13 protein-coding genes and 2 pseudogenes are annotated in these 16,983 nt (G+C 64.4%); 12 read left to right on the forward strand and 3 right to left on the reverse strand.

Annotated features, from left to right (window positions below):
• The 8 genes and pseudogenes from JOF57_RS00005 to JOF57_RS00040 form a co-directional block, all read left to right on the forward strand.
• Positions 1-486 (forward strand): annotated as a pseudogene (locus JOF57_RS00005) (hypothetical protein); the annotation flags it as partial.
• Between the two features lie 25 nt (positions 487-511).
• Positions 512-781 (forward strand): hypothetical protein, encoded by a 270-nt coding sequence (locus tag JOF57_RS00010; RefSeq protein WP_209912439.1) that lies wholly within the window; start codon positions 512-514, stop codon positions 779-781.
• A gap of 49 nt (positions 782-830) precedes the next feature.
• Complete coding sequence (locus tag JOF57_RS00015; RefSeq protein ID WP_209912441.1) at positions 831-2,591, forward strand: hypothetical protein; 1,761 nt, start codon at positions 831-833, stop codon at positions 2,589-2,591.
• A complete protein-coding gene (locus JOF57_RS00020) occupies positions 2,588-4,654 on the forward strand; it encodes a hypothetical protein (RefSeq protein WP_209912443.1) in 2,067 nt (688 codons plus the stop codon). Before JOF57_RS00015 ends, JOF57_RS00020 begins: the two co-directional genes overlap by 4 nt.
• A complete protein-coding gene (locus JOF57_RS00025) occupies positions 4,651-5,067 on the forward strand; it encodes a hypothetical protein (RefSeq protein WP_209912445.1) in 417 nt (138 codons plus the stop codon). Before JOF57_RS00020 ends, JOF57_RS00025 begins: the two co-directional genes overlap by 4 nt.
• Positions 5,068-5,180: 113 nt before the next feature.
• Complete coding sequence (locus JOF57_RS00030; RefSeq protein ID WP_209912447.1) at positions 5,181-5,402, forward strand: hypothetical protein; 222 nt, start codon at positions 5,181-5,183, stop codon at positions 5,400-5,402.
• Positions 5,395-7,050, forward strand: coding sequence for an Eco57I restriction-modification methylase domain-containing protein (locus JOF57_RS00035; protein ID WP_307869928.1), 1,656 nt, complete (start codon positions 5,395-5,397; stop codon positions 7,048-7,050). The genes JOF57_RS00030 and JOF57_RS00035 overlap by 8 nt, the downstream gene beginning before the upstream one ends.
• Positions 7,047-7,979 (forward strand): XamI family restriction endonuclease, encoded by a 933-nt coding sequence (locus tag JOF57_RS00040; protein ID WP_209912449.1) that lies wholly within the window; start codon positions 7,047-7,049, stop codon positions 7,977-7,979. The genes JOF57_RS00035 and JOF57_RS00040 overlap by 4 nt, the downstream gene beginning before the upstream one ends.
• Positions 7,980-8,095: 116 nt before the next feature.
• Here the strand turns inward: JOF57_RS00040 and JOF57_RS00045 are convergent.
• Positions 8,096-10,897: pseudogene (locus JOF57_RS00045) on the reverse strand (restriction endonuclease); the annotation flags it as partial.
• 121 nt (positions 10,898-11,018) lie between these two features.
• Between JOF57_RS00045 and JOF57_RS00050 the strand changes: the two are divergent.
• Positions 11,019-11,828, forward strand: a complete 810-nt coding sequence (locus JOF57_RS00050; RefSeq protein ID WP_209912453.1) for a TIGR02391 family protein — start codon at positions 11,019-11,021, stop codon at positions 11,826-11,828.
• 17 nt (positions 11,829-11,845) lie between these two features.
• Here the strand turns inward: JOF57_RS00050 and JOF57_RS00055 are convergent, their stop codons facing one another.
• Both JOF57_RS00055 and JOF57_RS00060 read right to left on the reverse strand, forming a co-directional pair.
• Positions 11,846-12,976 (reverse strand): hypothetical protein, encoded by a 1,131-nt coding sequence (locus tag JOF57_RS00055; protein WP_209912455.1) that lies wholly within the window; start codon positions 12,974-12,976, stop codon positions 11,846-11,848.
• Positions 12,973-13,470 carry a DUF4365 domain-containing protein gene (locus JOF57_RS00060; protein WP_209912457.1) on the reverse strand — a complete coding sequence of 166 codons (498 nt, stop codon included), beginning with the start codon at positions 13,468-13,470 and terminating at the stop codon, positions 12,973-12,975. Before JOF57_RS00060 ends, JOF57_RS00055 begins: the two co-directional genes overlap by 4 nt.
• 166 nt (positions 13,471-13,636) lie before the next feature.
• On the opposite strand from JOF57_RS00060, the gene JOF57_RS00065 reads away from it, so the two are divergent.
• From JOF57_RS00065 to JOF57_RS00075, 3 genes are read left to right on the forward strand one after another with little or no spacing between them, the layout of a single operon-like run.
• A complete protein-coding gene (locus JOF57_RS00065) occupies positions 13,637-16,093 on the forward strand; it encodes an AAA family ATPase (protein ID WP_209912458.1) in 2,457 nt (818 codons plus the stop codon).
• Positions 16,090-16,494 carry a hypothetical protein gene (locus tag JOF57_RS00070; RefSeq protein WP_209912460.1) on the forward strand — a complete coding sequence of 135 codons (405 nt, stop codon included), beginning with the start codon at positions 16,090-16,092 and terminating at the stop codon, positions 16,492-16,494. Before JOF57_RS00065 ends, JOF57_RS00070 begins: the two co-directional genes overlap by 4 nt.
• Entirely contained in the window at positions 16,491-16,973 is a 483-nt protein-coding gene (locus JOF57_RS00075) for a hypothetical protein (protein WP_209912462.1), read from the forward strand. Before JOF57_RS00070 ends, JOF57_RS00075 begins: the two co-directional genes overlap by 4 nt.
• The last annotated feature ends 10 nt before the right edge of the window (positions 16,974-16,983 follow it).

Here is a 16,983-nt window from a genome sequence, read left to right on the forward strand (position 1 = left end):
GGTCCACGCTGCTGGACGTCGAGGTGCCTTCATCCGACGGTGGCGCGTCGCTGGTGCTGGAAGCATTGCGCGAAGAATGAGCGTCGCCGGCGGGTCTATATCCCGGCCTCGACCGTCAAGGCCGTTGAACTCTACCGCGGCACAGAACGCAATCCCTTGTCCGCAAGGCTCAGAATGCTCTGCGGCGGAATGCTGCCGACACTGGCAGTCGTCACACATGTTGACCCGGCGGCAGGCAAGCTCACCTACCGGTACAAAGGGATCGATAAGCGCGATGAGTTCGCTGCGATCCCTCCCGACGTGCGCCGTCTCTTGGTCAGAATCGACGAGGCTGGCTCCATCGAGCCCATGTCGCTCTTTGTGGGCAAGGGCAGGCCGCCCGCCGTCACAGCGACGCTGGCATCAGTCCTTCCAGGACGCCAACAACCGCCTCGCCGCCTTCGGCAGCGCCACGCCCACCATGCCCCCGGCCGTCACACCCCATGACCTGAGACACACATTCGCCGTCGTCATGCTGCGAAGCCTTCAACGGAGAGCGGCGCAGTTCGAGCAGTCCCGGCCGAGAACAGGATTCGGCACCATCAGCGAACATGTCGTCCACAATCCGCTGCTGACACTGCAACGCCTGCTCGGGCACGCCAGCCCGTCCACGACGATGGTCTACCTCCGCTATGTCGACGAGTCAGATGAGTTGATCCAGCGAGCTTTTGAATCCTGGAACGACGACACCCGCGACTACTCCACGTACGTTCTGGACGAGCTGGAGGCGCAATCGTCGTGACACCGATGACCGTGAACCGCGAGTCGTTATCTTCCCGCCTGGTGGTCCGATGAAGTCCGCCCGCATCAGTCCGAGTGACTATGTGGCCACGCGACTGGTCGCCGAGCTCGCCGATGCGTGGAAGGAGAGCGCTGAGACACTAGATCTCACCCCCGGAACGATCTCCCGGCAAGGCGGGGTCATCAGACGGGTCGGCGAGTTCTTAACCGATCGCGCCGACCGATTTCTCACGTTGTCCGGCGATGGGGCGGATGTTGCACGTCGGCTACACGACTGGGAATCGGCGATGATCGTGCGCTTTCCGCCGCCCAGCGTGCACGCGAAAGACCTCGGTATGGAGCTGCGCAATCACGTCGCTCGATATCTCCAATCGCACGAGATATTTGATGGAGTGCTTGCGGACTGGGCCAGCGGATGGGTCTTGGACGGCAGCGTGTGGGAGGGATTGCCGCTCGACGAGTTCAACAACAACGAACGCCTCCAGCTCGAGCAGACATGTCGAACGATCGTGCGCGATACCGAAGAACGGCTCGCCCACGGCAACGCCCTCCTGGCGGCCGGTACGGATCCTCGCCCGGACGGATGGAATCGGGTCGAGAATGTTCTGTGGGCTCTGCGGAACCTTCCCTACGACGACTCGTTCCATGTCCATCTTGCCGGGCCGCGTCGAGCGCTGAATGGATGTGACGTCGACCAAGAGTCAGGCGTCAACCGGGATGCCCGTTTGAAGGCCCGCCCGCTGGTGACGGCCGTGGGCGCCTACCTCACGCCAGAGGACGAATACCTTCTCGCCATCAGAGTGCTACTCCACCTGCAAACGGGGTGGGCACCCGAAGAGAGCCGCCGACTCCTTCGCAGCGACATCGAGTTCGGAGACTCGTCTGTCAGGGTGCGAGCGACCAAGCTGCGGGCGCAACGAATCCGTTGGCACACCCTGCCCTCGACGCAACAGCCGCCGTGGGGATGGAAGGCCGGCGACCTCATTCGACGCGCCGCACACGCGATGCAGCATGCGCACGCACTCACGCCCGACGAGCCCCTGTTCTGGGTGACAGGGATTCGCTCAGCCCGGAACCGGCGCGCCGACGAGTATCCTCAATATTTCATCCGTGCAAGGCATTTCGGCGGCCCCAACTCGCTCAACAAGCTGATCGGGCGCTATGGACTGTCAATCAGCGAACCACACGACATGCGTAGGATCCGCAAGACGGTGAAAAGCGCGCGAGCCGCGTTGCTCGGTACTCTCAACGGCGCAGCCGGCGACGACCACTCCGTCGAAGTCTTCAGGGGACATTACGCCCAGACCACCACGGTTCACACCATCGCCGCGCAGACGGTCCTGCGCGCCCAACGCAAAGTCCTCGACCGTGCATCAAATGGACCGACGTTTATCGATGCGACGGCCGCCGACGTCGCCGCCAGCCCAATTGACTCCGATGTAGCTGCCCTCGTCGCGTCAGTCGCAGAAGAATCACCGACCGAGCAGCAGCTGACACTTTCAGCGTGCCGAGACCCCTACGAACCGCCCGTGGGACAGACAGGTTCGTTGTGCCACGCATCGCCGTCGCTGTGTCTGCAGTGTCGCAACGCGGTCATCTTCCGCGACCACTTACCACGCCTCGTCATATACCGCGACCTGCTAGATGACATCGAAAAGACCATGCCACCAATACAGTTCAGTGAAATCTACGGCCAGCAACGAGTCAACATCGACGCCGTGCTCAATGAATTCACCAGTGACCACATCGAAGCAGCGCGCCAACAAACCGCTCACCTTCATCGACCGCTCGGACAGAGGGCAGAACAGTGACCCGCCAACTCACATCACCGATCTCGGCGGCGTGGGATCCACCCTTCGCCGCCGACGAACCGGTCCTACCGGCTTCCCGCCGCATTGCACCCGGCCCTGAACCGCGATTCGGTGACATGCCCCGCTGGGATCTGACCGCCGGCGGAATCGCCCCCAACTTGAGTCCGTCTCGTGCGCATCTGCGGTTCGATGGTCTCCCCGAGGCATGGGTGCCGATCGCCAAGACGTTGGCAATGGCCATGCTGCAGCCGACCCACAGCATCCTTCGGGAAGCGCACGTCTACCGGTCCAACCGGCCCTACAAGATCAAGTCGATCCAGCACACGCTCGCCGAGCTCCGATACCTCGCGAGATGGGCTGAGGACCATGATCGCACCGCTGATCTGTCGCAATGGATCGACGACGACAGCGAGGCCTATCTCGCATCGGTCCGCGCCACCCGCGCGCCCACCGCCGAGCATTCCGCCAAGGATCTGCTGCGTCACCTGGTGGAATTCGGACCCCTGATGCACAACGGTGGGTTGCGGGTGACGGTGGGGGCGTCCAAGACCGGGAGCTCGGGCGAGATCAAGACCCCGGTTATCCCCCCGGACGCATTCTGGCCGCTGATCCGCGCCTGCTGGACCTACATCGATGTATTCGCCCCCGATGTCCTTGCGGCCCGCGAAGACATCGAAACCCTGGATGCCAGTCCGCATCCCGCAAAATGGCCAGCAGCACAAACCATCGACAAAGCGATCAACTCCTGGCTGACCTCGCCCGATGCCTTCATTCCATTGCACATCTACACGCTTGGACGCGGAAAAGCCGGCGAGATCAACTGGGACGGCCTGGCACTATGTACCACGCCGCGGATCCGGGCAGTCAACTTCTACAACGGCAGCGGACCAGCCCGACGGCAACGAGTCCGCGACGCGATCGCCGGCGGCGTGCCCACCAAGTTCGGCTACTCCTCCGTTCCACCCACCGTCGTTGATCGACCCGACGGGACACGTGGGCCATGGATCAGCGGATTCGACCGCGTCATCGTAAGCAAAGAGCTCACCCAAATCCGCAACGCTGCTTATATTTTCGTCGCAATCATGACGATGATGCGGGACAGCGAAGTCCAGGGAATCGCCGCCGGAGCGATCGGCACGCACTATGGCGCCCCCGCGATCACCAGCACTGTCCATAAAGGCCAGACGGGTGCGGGTACACCACAGCGCTGGTGGGTAAGCCCGCCGGTCGTTCGCGCCCTCGAAGTCGCAGAACGCATTACCCGTGACCCAGGCAGACTGTTCGGCAGCGTCCGCACTGGCGTCAACCGTGACCTCGCCGGGTTCGACCAGCACGAACAGATCCGGTTGTTCATCAACTGGGTCAACGACCACTCACCCCGTAACGGGCTGGAACCGATCCTCGCAACAGCGTTGGCGCCGCATATGTTTCGCCGAACCATGGCCGTCATCACCGCCAACGAACCTGACGGCGAGATCGCCCTCGGAATCACCCTCAAGCACAACGCCACACGAGCACTAGCCAACGCGACTACCAGTGGGTATGGGGCACCCACACCGGAGTGGGCCAAAGAGTTTGAACACCACGCCAAGGAGGCCGCCGCCGCAGAACTCGTCGCCGACTGGGCACGGCACGCCAACGGTGACCGAGAAGTGCGCGGCCCCGGCGCGACCACATTCGTCAACAGCCTCGACAGCGTCACCGACCGTGCGGGCAGCACCGCCGCGGTAGGCAACGAACGCATGCTCCGAAACCTGCTGCGCGACGAATTCGCCACCATCCGCCTGGGCACCCTCAACCACTGCCTCGGTGACCCGAGCAAGGCACTCTGCCTGGAAGGCGCGTCCGCCGCAGTTAAAGCTGGCGGACCCATCCCGAGCATGTGCCAACCGGCCACCTGCCGAAACTCGGTCATCACCGACAAACACCTCCCGGTCTGGCGCCACGAGGAGGCCGACCTCGTCGAGAAACTCAAGGACAAGAAGATGGCCACCGTCCACCGCCAGCGCCTCGAAACCCAACTCGCCGACGTCCGACGAATCACCCAGCAGGACCCCAAGTGACCGCCGTCAGCCCTGCGACGGAGAAGAAGCTGCGCGACGCCATGCAGCGACTCCTCACAGGCCAATCCAGACGGACCGACGGGCGGCTCACCAAAGCCAACCTGCACGTCGAAGCCGGTGTCAGCCGCGCCACCATGAACCGGGCCGACGCCGTCCTCGCCGACTGGAATACCGCTGTCGGCGCCCGGGTCGCACCGCGGGACTCCCAGATCATCGAGTTGCAGGGAACAGTCACCAAGCTCAAGCAGACCATCGCGACGTTGCGGCAAAGCAACACCGACCTCGAACGCAAGAACCAAGCCGCCGTCACGGTCATCGCAGAACTTCACGCACAGTTGCGTGCAAAAAATGGAGAGGTGCCGACTGGCACCGTCACGCCCTTGGCTGCCAGACGGAATCGTAGACGCTGGTAATCCACGTGCTTGGGGACATCTCAGGTCACGACTTCAGTAGTTCTGCACGAGGATGCGCAAGTCACTTGCTAATGTCGACGTTATAGAGTCGACATCTCGGATTGGAGGTAGCCATGACTGACGAGCAACGTAGACGTCGCCCCCACGGCGAGGTGAAGAACGCGATGCGCGAATACCTGGCTGGCAAGAAGGGGGAGCCCGCCAGCATCGCCGAAATCACGGCAGCCCTCATGCCACAGATCGGTGAAGCGCCAAAATCCTCGTACCGCTCCGCACTCCAGGATGAACGGTACTTCGAGCGCGTCTCACCCGGCGTCTTCCGTATCCGTGGCTAGGCGCATCGTCACCTCCTCGTCGGTGGTAGGTGAGACGATCCCGGGTATGGGCGGCGTGAACTCTCTTAGCGACCTCGCACGTCTCTGCGTGGACCTTGGCGCGGACACCGTGGGTGAGCTGTCTTCCGACGAGAAGGCGCTTGTCTCCGCAGCGGAATCCCCGTTGGTATCCGCCGCGGTGGCGCGTGCACGTGCAGCGATCAAACGCGGGGCTGATCCACTCGGTGACACGTACTGCCGCCTGTTATCTCCCGCCGAGCGCCGTCCACTTGGGCAGACATACACCCCGTCGCCGATCATCGCCGCGATGACCGCCTGGGCATCGGCGCAGGGCACTCCCACCCGCGTCGTGGACCCCGGCGCAGGCTCTGGACGGTACCTAGTCGCGGCAGCCAAGAAGTTCCCCAGCGCCTCGGTGGTTGCCGCCGAGGTGGACCCTGTTGCCGCACTAATGCTCCGCGCCAACATCGCCGTGCACGAGCTAGGTAACCGCACTGAGGTGCGCCTCGGCGACTACCGCGCACTAGATCTCCCTGAAGTTGATGGATCGACCCTGTTTATCGGCAACCCACCGTACGTCCGTCACCATCAGATCAACTCCGAATGGAAGCAGTGGCTCGTCGACACTGCTCGGGCACGTGGCCTGAAAGCGAGCGGACTAGCGGGACTGCACGTGCATTTTTTCCTTGCCACCGCGCAACTCGGCAGGCCTGGCGACTTCGGGACATTCATCACAGGAAGTGAATGGATGGATGTCAACTACGGCAGCCTGGTTCGTCAACTCCTGCTGGACGGGCTGGGCGGCGAGTCGATCCACGTCCTGGACCCTTCAGCCGCGCCATTTGCCGATGCAGCGACCACCGGCGCGATCACGTGCTTCAAGGTGGGCGATGCCCCAGCGTCGATGAAGTTGCGTCGTGTCGAGAAAGTGAGCGACCTAGGCAATCTGAGCAAGGGGCGCAGGGTGTCCCGCCAACGGCTAACCGAGTCGAGTCGCTGGTCCGTGCTAACCCGGGTTACCCCGAAACTGCCGACCGGGTACGTCGAACTCGGAGAGCTGTGCCGAGTGCACCGCGGCGCGGTGACGGGCGCCAATGCTGTTTGGGTGCAGCGTCACACCGACATTAAGCTCCCTGAAAGTGTCCTGTTCCCGTCCATCACGAAGGCTCACGAACTGTTCAGCGCAGGTGACCGTTTGGCGTCACCCAACGGGTTGAAGGTAGTCATCGACCTGCCCGTGGACCTGGACCAGTTCGACAGCAATGATCGCAGGCAGATCGACCAGTTCCTCCGAATTGCCAAGGGACGCAAGGTGCACGAAGGATATATTGCCGCCACACGGAGAGCGTGGTGGAGCGTTGGTCTTCGTAACGCAGCACCACTACTTGCGACCTACATGGCGCGGCGCCCACCCGCGTTCGTGCGTAACGAAGCGGACGCCCGACACATCAACATTGCGCACGGGCTGTACCCGCGGCAAGAGCTGAGCACCACAGTGCTGGACAACCTTGGCGCGTACCTGCGCACTGCTGTGTCGCTTACTGAAGGACGTACGTACGCAGGCGGATTGACGAAGTTTGAGCCGAAGGAAATGGAACGCATCGTGGTGCCCAACATCGACATGCTCACAGCAGGTGTCACCGCGTGACCCCAGCACCGTCACCCCGCTGGACCAAGGAGCAGTTCGCTGCTGCCGCCGAGGCTGCGCGAAGGGAATTCGTGGAACTGCGAATGCAGGAGCCGTTGGAGCAGTACCTGGATCGCTTTGAGGAGTTCCGCTTGACCATTGAGGAGCTGATCGAAGGCACAGTTGACCTGTCACAGATAACTGAACAAGCCGTAGACCTTCTCACTAAATCTTCCGACATGCTGACCTCCATCAGGTATCTCGCCGCTCCACCCATCAGCGAGGACGACCTCAAGGAGATCGCGGATACGCGACTGAGCACCAAACAGCTCACATCTGAGGATGGTGCTGGGGCACAACGGGTCATCGAAACGGTGATGCAGGGTCTCGACCGCAACCGATTCCCTTGGGTATCGGAGAACCGCGAGCCCACACCGACAGAGCGGGAAGTCGCCGTAATCTCCACGGCAGCGCTCATCGCTGCCCGAAAGGTGGAGACGGCACGGCGCAACGAGTCGAAGAACGAGCAGGAAGACCACGTCGCCGAATACTTGATCAGTCAGGGGTTCGTCCAAGTTCCTACCCGAACGGTGACCAACCTCAGCGAGTTACCGTCGCAGGGTGAATTCTGCCGCGAGAGCCTGTTCGGAGAACGCAAGGCCGACCTGATCGTGCGCCTCTGGGACGGTCGCGCTATGCCCATCGAGTGCAAAGTTTCCAATTCCTCCACCAACAGCGTCAAGCGCCTCAACAACGATGCAGCGGTGAAAGCCGTTCGTTGGATCGAGGACTTCGGAAGGAAGCTCGTCGTGCCCGCCGCCGTGCTTTCCGGGGTATTCAAGGTGCACAACTTGGAGTCCGCGCAGCAGGACGGCCTCACGATCTTCTGGGCGCACAATCTCGATGCTCTCGGCGCGTTCCTCGACGCGACCAAGCCAAAGGGGATATGACGCTTCGCTTCTGAACCCGGGATTTCAAGTTGCGCGTTCTCCGCAGAATTAGCGCGAAACCACGTCTAGGCGCAGGCCGTTTTGATGTCTCTTGAGACGTCAAAATTTCGCATAATGAACGGGTCGAGGACGTGTACGGCGTCGTCCGTGAGTCCGCGGCCGAAGGCTTCGCGGGAAGCGTGGTCGGCGCCGCGGAGGATGAAGTCGACGATCTCGACAGGCGTGTACACGATGCCAAGCGCCTCAGCCTGCTTGGCGAACCCGACTTTAAAGAACTTCTCGTACAGTTCGGCGATCACTTGCTGCTTGCCGTCGGCAGTGGTGACTTCCGAGGCGCGAACCCGCACCGAGTCGTAAAAGCCTTGGAGGTGCCCGGTCTCAGCCTCCAAGCCCGCCCCACCGAGTTGGTCGACCATCGCCTGCATCGTCTTCGAGACAGGATTGTGGGCCGCGAACTCGTGGCCGGCGAACAGAGCGTCGAAAACCGGCGCGGTGATTAGGTGCTGCGCGAGCATCGAGATTGCGTCGTCACGGGTGATGGAATCGTTGAGGTTGTCCTGCAGCCCCTTGTGGAACTTCGCGAACGCCTCGGTTACTGCTGGGTCGGCGCCGTCGATCAGGACTTTGATCCGAGCGATTAGGGCCGCGGCGATATCGGCGACGTCCTTGGCCCAGTCCTCCCAGTAGGTGCGGGTGCCGACCTTGTCGACGATGCGGGTGTAGATCGCCTCCTGCCACTCCGACAGGGAGAACAGCGCCATCTGCGACGCCAACCGCCCACCGTCAGAGCCACCACCGTCTGCAACTCCAGCAGCAGGGTCCGAAGCGGTGTCGCCACCGCCGGTGGAGCCGGTGCTCTCACCGTTGCCGATGCTCTCCGGGTTCTCCGTCGTCGGACCGATGTGTCCACCGAGTAGTTGATCGGAACCCTGCCCGGTGGCTTGCAATTCCGAGGAGGTATTCAGTGCGATCGAGTTGACCATCGCGTTGAAGCGGTCGTCGTGGGCGCGCAGAGCGTTGAGGACCTGCCATACCACCTTGAAGCGGCGGTTGTCCGACAGTGCCTGTGACGGTGAAACACCGGCCGGGACCGCGACCGGCAGGATGATGTACCCGTAGTCCTTGCCCTCGGACTTGCGCATGACCCGGCCCACCGACTGGACCACATCAACAACGCTGTTGCGGGGATGCAGGAACATCACCGCGTCCAGTGCTGGAACGTCGACGCCCTCGGACAGGCACCGGGCGTTGGACAGGATGCGACATTCGTTCTCCGGCAGCGGCGCCTTGAGCCATTGCAGCTCTCGGTTGCGTTCCAATGCGTTGTAGGTGCCGTCGACGTGGCGGACCTGTACGGCGAGATCCAGGTTGGTGGTGTTCACATCGTGGCCGTCGTCGATGCTGTCGGTGAGCATCTCGCGGTAGGTCTCCACGACTCGGGGGAACAGATCCGCGACTTTTTTCGACGCGGCGATGTCCCTCGCGAACGCAACCGCCCGGCGCATCGGCGCCTCACCCGGAGCGAATCCCTGACCGTCCGGGGTCTTGCCGGCACGTTTGGCTAGGCCGTTCCAGGCACCGACGATCTTCGTCGCGTCGTCGAGGCGCAGTTCTCCGTCGGGGCCAGCAAGCTGGGCCTGCAACGGCGCGGCGACCATCTCCTCGTCTACGGTGAGCACCAGGACCTTGTAGTCGGTGAGCAGGCCGCGTTCGACGGCTTCCCCGAACGACAGACGATGGAACTCCGGGCCGTACTTCGTCTCGTCGTCCATCGAGGTGATCTCGGCGGAATGCTCGTCAGCCTTCGCCTTCACCGTCTCGTCGTAGATCCGCGGCGTCGCGGTCATGTACAAGCGGCGCGTCGCGTGGAGGTAGTCCTCGTCGTGGACGCGCACGAAGTTCGACTCGGCCGCGTCCTCCAGCGTGACGCCAGTGGTGCGGTGCGCCTCGTCGCAGATCACCAGATCGAACGGGGCCACACCCAGCTTCTGAGCATCGGCGATGACCGGTAGCGACTGGTAGGTGGTGAACACCACCGTCAGGCCCTTGGCCCGCTTGCGGTGCTCCATCTCGTGGACCAGCGTCGCCGCGTTCGTGGTCACTGGGATCGCCACGTCGTAGGTGTTGATGTCCTCCGCCGCGCGGGACACCTTCGTATCCGAGCAAACAGCGAACGCACGCAGGTCCAGCTGTGTTTGCGCCGTCCACTCCCGCAGCGTCTGACTCAGTAGGGAGATCGACGGAACCGCGAACAGAATCCGTGCGCTGCCACCATTCTCGGTTGTGGTGCGCTCGGCGATCTTGAGCGCGGTGAACGTCTTGCCGGTGCCGCACGCCATGATCAGCTTGCCGCGGTCGTTGCCGGCGGCGAAACCCACGAACACCTTCTCGATCGCGGTGGCCTGATGCTGACGCGGCTCGTGACGGGTCGCTTCTGAGACGTCGATCTGTAGGTCGCCGTCTACCCAGGCGATGTCCCAGTCGATCGGCGAGTCAGCGATCTCTGCCAGACCGATTCGCTGCACAGGAATCGTCTGATCCTCAAGGGCGTCCTCGGCGTTCTTTCCCCATCGGTCAGTGGTGGAGATGATGATCCGGTTGTTGAACGGGTTCTTACCCGACGCGGTGAAGAACGAGTCGATGTCCTCTTTGCGCAGCGTGTGCGTCGGCTCGTAGAACTTGCACTGGATCGCCGTGTACTCACCGCTGTCACGCTCACGGGCAACGAGATCAATTCCGGTGTCGGGCTTGCCTTTACGGCCAGGCCAGTCGATCCACCGCCACACTTCGTCGTACTGTTGCGACAGTAGCGGATCAAGGTCGAAGTAGCGGACCATGAGCTTCTCGAACTTGGTCCCGCGTTCCGAGTTCGACGGCGCTTCGCGGAACGCGTCCATCACCTCGTGGATCGAACCCATTCTTCCCCCAACCTATCGGCGCGTGCGTCAGAGAGCCTAGGCGGCGGAGGCGGTCGAGACTGAGGGTTCAAAGCGTACGCGTGTCGCGAGTTCTGTCGGCCCGCAGCGATAGCCTGCTGCGATGGCAGCGAGCACCATCGCACCGTTTGGTCACGGCTCGATCGAGAACATCGCCAGGATTATCGGAGAGCTGTACACCGGACCCGAGCTGACACGGATCCTCGCGTCGGTAGGGATGCCGGACCCTCTCGGCGAGGGCCAGACGAAGTGGAAGCGCCTCGCCGCCAGCATGCAGGAGAAGCAGTATTCGCAAGGGGATGGCCGTCCGATCGTGGCCGTTATCACCGCGGCGATGAAACCCGACATGGTCTGGGATCGCCAGCCCAAGGCCGCAGTGGCTCGTGACGAGCTGACGCAGGTGCTGTCGCTGTCGGGCTACCGTGTCCGCGATGACGGGCGCATCGGCTCCGCGAAGACCGCCACCACCGCCTCGGAAGCGTCTGCCCGAAGCGAGCGGTTGCGCAAGTTGTTGGAGGAGCGCCGTGCACACCCGGAGGTCATACGCCACTGCCGGGAGGAGCTGTTGCGTAAGGACCACTACGAAGCCGTGTTCGAGGCGGTCAAGGGACTCGGTGCCCGGCTGCGGGAGAAGTCCGGGCTCGATGAGGACGGGCGACCGTTGGTGCAGGCGGCACTGGGAGGCAATTCGCCCCGGGTGCTTTTGACCGCGTGTACGACGGTCACCGAACGCAACGAGCAGCAAGGTGTTGCGCTGCTGGCTGAAGGAATCTTCGCCGCATTCCGGAACCCAGCCGCTCACGAACCACGGCTGGTCTGGGAGGTGTCCGAGCAGGACGCGCTCGACGTGCTGGGAACCTTGTCGATGATCCACCGTCGCTTGGACGCAGCGCGTACGAACATGGTGCGCTGACGGCACGCCAGTGACGCTCAGCCGGTTGGAGCGTCCAACATTAGCGGGGCGACGGCGTCCTGAGTAACAGCCTGCAACCCCTCGCGGGTGCTGTGCACCCGGCTGTTGACCACGACTGTCTTGCGCTCGCGCGCCCACTGCCACGCCTCGTCCAGTACCTGGGGGGACACGTTTACGGAAACGCTGGCGGTCCGCCCGTTGCGGGCGATCTCCACCGTCACCCTCCCGGTGTCGGCGTCGTGGTCGCGGTGGACACCCTGGATCGGTCCGACGAACTGCTCCACTCGCGGCGTGGTTCGCGATTTCAGACGTCTGGCCACGTTCCCGATGCGCTCACTCGCCGTGGCAGGCACCGACACCGCAGTGACACCCTTCGGGGCGGGTCCACCCAACGGCGTCCACTCGAAGGTCGCGCTGAACTCTTCGACGGACTCTTCCGTGAGCACCCGGTGCAGGGCGGCCACGAACTGGTGGCTGACGCCTGAACGGATCAGGTCCGGGTCGACACTGGCACGGGGCTCACGCTCCGGCTGAACGACCTCCCTGTCCAACGTCGCGAGCGCCTCGGCGAAGGTGCGCATTACACGCCGCTCGGGTGGCTCCGGCACGGTGGTGATGCCCATGTCCGGCAGAGTCGGCGATTCCTGCTTCTTGGCTGGGGGCGGCTCGCTGAGCGGCAGCACGATTGGGATGATGAACGATCCCTTTCGCGTGTGAGCCATCCGCGCGGAGGCGATCAGCTCGTCGCCGGACTTGCTGTAGTTGCGGATCAGCGCCCGCTGTCCCAGAGCAGTCGTTGCCGAGGACCGCAGCATCGTCCAGCTCGACTGCACGAGGGTGACGCCCGCGGCGTAGGGAATTGTGTCGCGGATGACGAGGTCCTTGGCCGCGCGCAGATTGGCGATGTCTACCGCTTCGCCGCCGAGCCGCCTTGCCACATCCGCGGCGGTTGCGCCTTCGAGCATCCCGACGCGCTCCGCGATCACTTGCCAGTCGATGCCGCCCTCGACCAACTCGTTCGGTACCGGCAGCAGGTGCTGTGACTGCGGGTGGCGCCAAAGGCCCCCGACCTCACCGACCTCATCGGGTGGTAGCCAGCCAGTCGCGGCGAGGTAGCGGACGACACGGTCATGCGCTGTTGAGGTCACGCGCTCGCCGCCTTTCCCCACTCACTCGGCTGGTCGAACTCGCCGGCCCACGTTGCGAAGGTCTCGGCGGTGAGCCGATTCTGCGCTGGCAGTCTGACACTCTTGCCCTTCACCGAGTTCACCCGGGCCCACAGCGCTCGCGCGTGGACAACGGTGTGCCGGTCAGGGTGCTCAATCCACTCGGTCGGCGTCGACTTCTCCAGGCGGACGTACACGAGGAACACCGGGACTTGCGCAGCGGACCACTTCGCTTTCCAGGCTTCGGTCACCGGCACGGTGAGGCTGCCGTCCTTGTTCGTCGCCTTCGTGCCGGTCTTGATCTGGACCCGGACACCGCCAGCAATGAACTCCAGCGTCATGTCGACCGCCAGGTGGTCCTCGCCGCTGGATGTCTCGGCATGCACGACGCCAGCCTGCGCGAGCAGCGAGCGCAGGTACATGACGCCGAGACGACCAATCTGGTCCGCCGACTTGATGGACTGTGCCCCCGCCACGGCGTCAGGCTAGGTCGACACCGTGACGCGCGGATGCCACCAGCATTGATTGTGCTGGATCTGTGATCTTTCTGGCCGCCTACCGGCTGGGCGGCAGTCGTGTCCACCGGCTGTGTCATTCCTGTGTGCAAGGCTGCGTGCACATCCGGTTGTGAGGGGGCATGAAGTGGACGCTGCGGGGCTCGGCGGTTCGGTCGAGGCGGAAATCTGGGAGCTACTGGCAGACAACGAGGCGGTTACCGACGAGACCGTCTACCTCGTCGCCGCGTCGATGCGGGGAGACGACGAGTTCGCCGATCAACTCGGTGGGGACGCACCGCCACCAGAGCAGCCGAAGATCGAGACGACCAGCGCTCCGCCGCCGCTGCGCGCCTTCCTCCGGTCCATCACGGTGTCGGGGTTCCGCGGCGTGGGCCCGCGCGCCACCTTGGAGGTGAACCCCTACCGCGGGATCACAGTGATCAGCGGCCGTAACGGCTCCGGCAAGTCCAGCTTCGCCGAGGCGCTGGAGTACGCGCTCACCGGCACCAGCTACCGGTGGGAGGCCAAGAAGGGTCAGCACTGGCAGGCATCGTGGCGAAACCTGCACGCTGGCGAACCGGCATCCATCAAGGTCGATTTCGCGATGGAACCCGAGGACGGCCGCGCAGGGACCGTCGCCACCGTTGGTGTGGACTGGTCGCCGGGCTGCAACCTGAACGCGGCCGAACGCTGGTCGCAGATTAAGGGACAGAAGCGTGCGACGGTTGCCGCACTGGGGTGGGATCAGGCGCTCAAGACTCACCGGCCGCTGATGTCGTACGACGAGCTCGGCGGAGTCTTCGAGGAGGGGCAGGCCGCGTTGTACGACGCGCTCGACACGCTGCTCGGGCTCGACGACGTCGCCGCGGCCGAGGGCCGGCTCAAGGACGCCGAGAAGCGGCTCGGTGGGGCGCGCAAGACGGCGAACGACGCCCGCACTCGTCTGCGCAACTCCCTGAGCGAGGTCACCGACCCGCGCGCAGAACAGGTGAAGAAACTCACCGCACGGGTGCCGTACGACCTCGGCGCGATCAAGGCGACGACGTTGGGCACAGCGACTGAGCAGGCCGCCACCATCGCGAAGTTGCGGAAGATCGCGGCGCTCGAAGTCCCGCCGATAGCCAGGGCCACCGAGGTCGCCGACGAGTTGCGCGCGGCCATCGAGGCGCACGTGGCCGGGGCCGACTCCGCATTGAAGGCGCTGGCCTCGCGGGCGGCGCTGCTACGCGATGCTCTGCACCTGCACGCCGACACCGGCGATGGGGCCTGCCCGGTGTGCGAGACCGGAACCCTCGACGCCGACTGGCGCGCCGCGGCCGAGGAACGCCTGAGGGCGGCTGAAGCGAGCACCACGAAGCATCAGGCCCTGGCGTTGCGACTGAAGCAGGCCCGGTCGGCGGCCGACGACTTCTTCGGAGAGGTCGCCGATGTGGCCGCAGTTGAGGGAGTCGACCTGGCCGCGCTGGGACCGTTCGCCGAGGCGCTGAAGGACGCGCGCACTGCGCCGGGCACCCTTACCGACCAGCCCGGCCACGTCGAGCTGGCCGCCATGGAACTCGACGAGGCCGCCGCGGCGCTGCGCAAGGAAGCCGCAGAGCGGGCGGACAGTCTGGAGGACGCGTGGGCGCCCACCGCCGGTGCGATCGTCGCCTGGGCCGAGCTGGAGACCGCGGCGCGCAAGGACGACGCCAGCCTCGACGAGGTCAAGCGGGCGTTGAAATGCCTGCGCGAGGCAGCCGACACGCTGCGGGAGCGGCGCCTGGCACCGATGGTGGAACAGACCGGTGAGTTCTGGGAGCGGATGCGGCACGAGAGCAACGTCGATATCGGCAGTATCAGCCTCGAGGGAGTGGCCAACCGCCGTCACGTCGTCGTCGACGGTGCTGTGGACGGGGTGTCGACCGGCGCGCTGACGGTGATGAGCCAAGGCGAGCTGCACGCGTTGGCGCTCGCCATGTTCATTCCGCGTGCCACCACGCCCGCGAGTCCATTCCGCTTTCTGGTGCTCGACGACCCGATCCAGGCCATGGACCCCGCCAAGATCGCGGGGTTCCTCGACGTGCTCGTGGAGCTCGGCAAGACGCGGCAGGTGATCGTGTTCTCGCACGACGACCGGTTGCCGGCTGCGATCCGCGCACGATCGGTGCCGGCCCAGTTGCTCGACGTCACTCGCGAGCAGGGGTCGTTGGTCGTGGTGAAGGCGAACGACCTACCCGCAGACCGGTATGTCGCCGACGCCGAGGCCCTCATCCTCGACGACGACATCGACGACCTGATCAAGCGGAAGGCGGCACCAGGCCTGTTCCGGATGGCGATCGAAGCCGCCGCCCACCAGCGGTACTTCGGTGAACGCGCGAAGGCCGGCGCCGCATACCACGAGACCGACACTGCGTGGGAGGAGGCGAAGACCACCCAGCGGAGAGTGGCGTTGACTGTTACCGGGACCGCCGACGGGGACGTGTCCGGCTGGAAGTCGTATCGGGCACACAGATTCCCGACACTGGCGATTTCCGCGTCAGGCACCCACCGCGGGGCCACGCTGGACTGCGGCACCATCCAGAACCTTCGCGACACCGTCCGCGACATCGTGGAGGGACGGTGACCAGCGACGCCGAGGTCCTGCTCGCACGGGCCGACAAACTCCTCGACTCCCCGGACCGCACCGCGTTGGGCAACTCCGCCCGGTTGGCGGCGTTCCTCGCACGGCAGGCCGTGGAGGACCTGATCGACGCCCGCTGCGCAGAGCTGACGGGAGTTCAGGTAGTTGTCGGGACCGCTAAGGCGAGACTGGCCGTGCTCAAGTCCCTTGACAAGACACCGGCGGGCCCGGCGCTCATCGACGCGTGGCACCAGCTGACCGGCTTCTGTCACCACCATGCTTACCAGCTGTCGCCGACGGTGCAGGAGGTGCGGGCGCAGTGCGCCGCGGTCGAGCGGGCCTGCCTCGGCGGAATGCCGGAATCGTCGTCAGGTTCCGCGCCTGGCGATACGGTCAGCCCGTGATCGCCGCGTTCAAACGTCCCAAGCTCACAACCCAGCAGGTCGGCTCGGCTGGGGAGCATTTCGTCGCTGCCGAGATCCACCGGCGCGGTGGCTACGCCGTGACGTTCTCCGGGAACATGCACGACATCGACCTGCTAGCCAGCGACGCCGGCCACGACCGCGTGATCAGCATCCAGGTCAAGACGAAGACGGCCGGCGCGTGGCAGACGAGCACGAAGCGGGGTAAGAAGCGGAGGGCACCCGAGGTCGAGACGAAGTACTGGGTACTCGTCGACCTCGGAAAGGCATACCCCGAGTTCTACATCGTGCCGGAGTGGTGGATGGAGAACGATATCCACACAGCGCACAGCAAGTACCTCGCGGACTCCGGCGGCCACCGCGTCAAGAATGACGCGAGCACCCACCACGCGATCCCGGTGGCCCGCATCGCCGAGTGGAAGAACCGGTGGGACGTGCTGGGCATCCTCCCTGCGGAGTAAGCCGGGACGC

Source organism: Mycolicibacterium lutetiense (genome assembly GCF_017876775.1).
Lineage (GTDB): Bacteria > Actinomycetota > Actinomycetes > Mycobacteriales > Mycobacteriaceae > Mycobacterium > Mycobacterium lutetiense.

Excerpts from the sequence above, each read along its gene's own strand:
- JOF57_RS00015 (WP_209912441.1), top strand. The coding sequence starts at position 831 with ATGAAGTCCGCCCGCATCAGTCCGAGTGACTATGTGGCCACGCGACTG.
- JOF57_RS00030 (WP_209912447.1), top strand. The coding sequence starts at position 5,181 with ATGACTGACGAGCAACGTAGACGTCGCCCCCACGGCGAGGTGAAGAAC.
- JOF57_RS00050 (WP_209912453.1), top strand. The coding sequence starts at position 11,019 with ATGGCAGCGAGCACCATCGCACCGTTTGGTCACGGCTCGATCGAGAAC.
- JOF57_RS00010 (WP_209912439.1), top strand. The coding sequence starts at position 512 with ATGCTGCGAAGCCTTCAACGGAGAGCGGCGCAGTTCGAGCAGTCCCGG.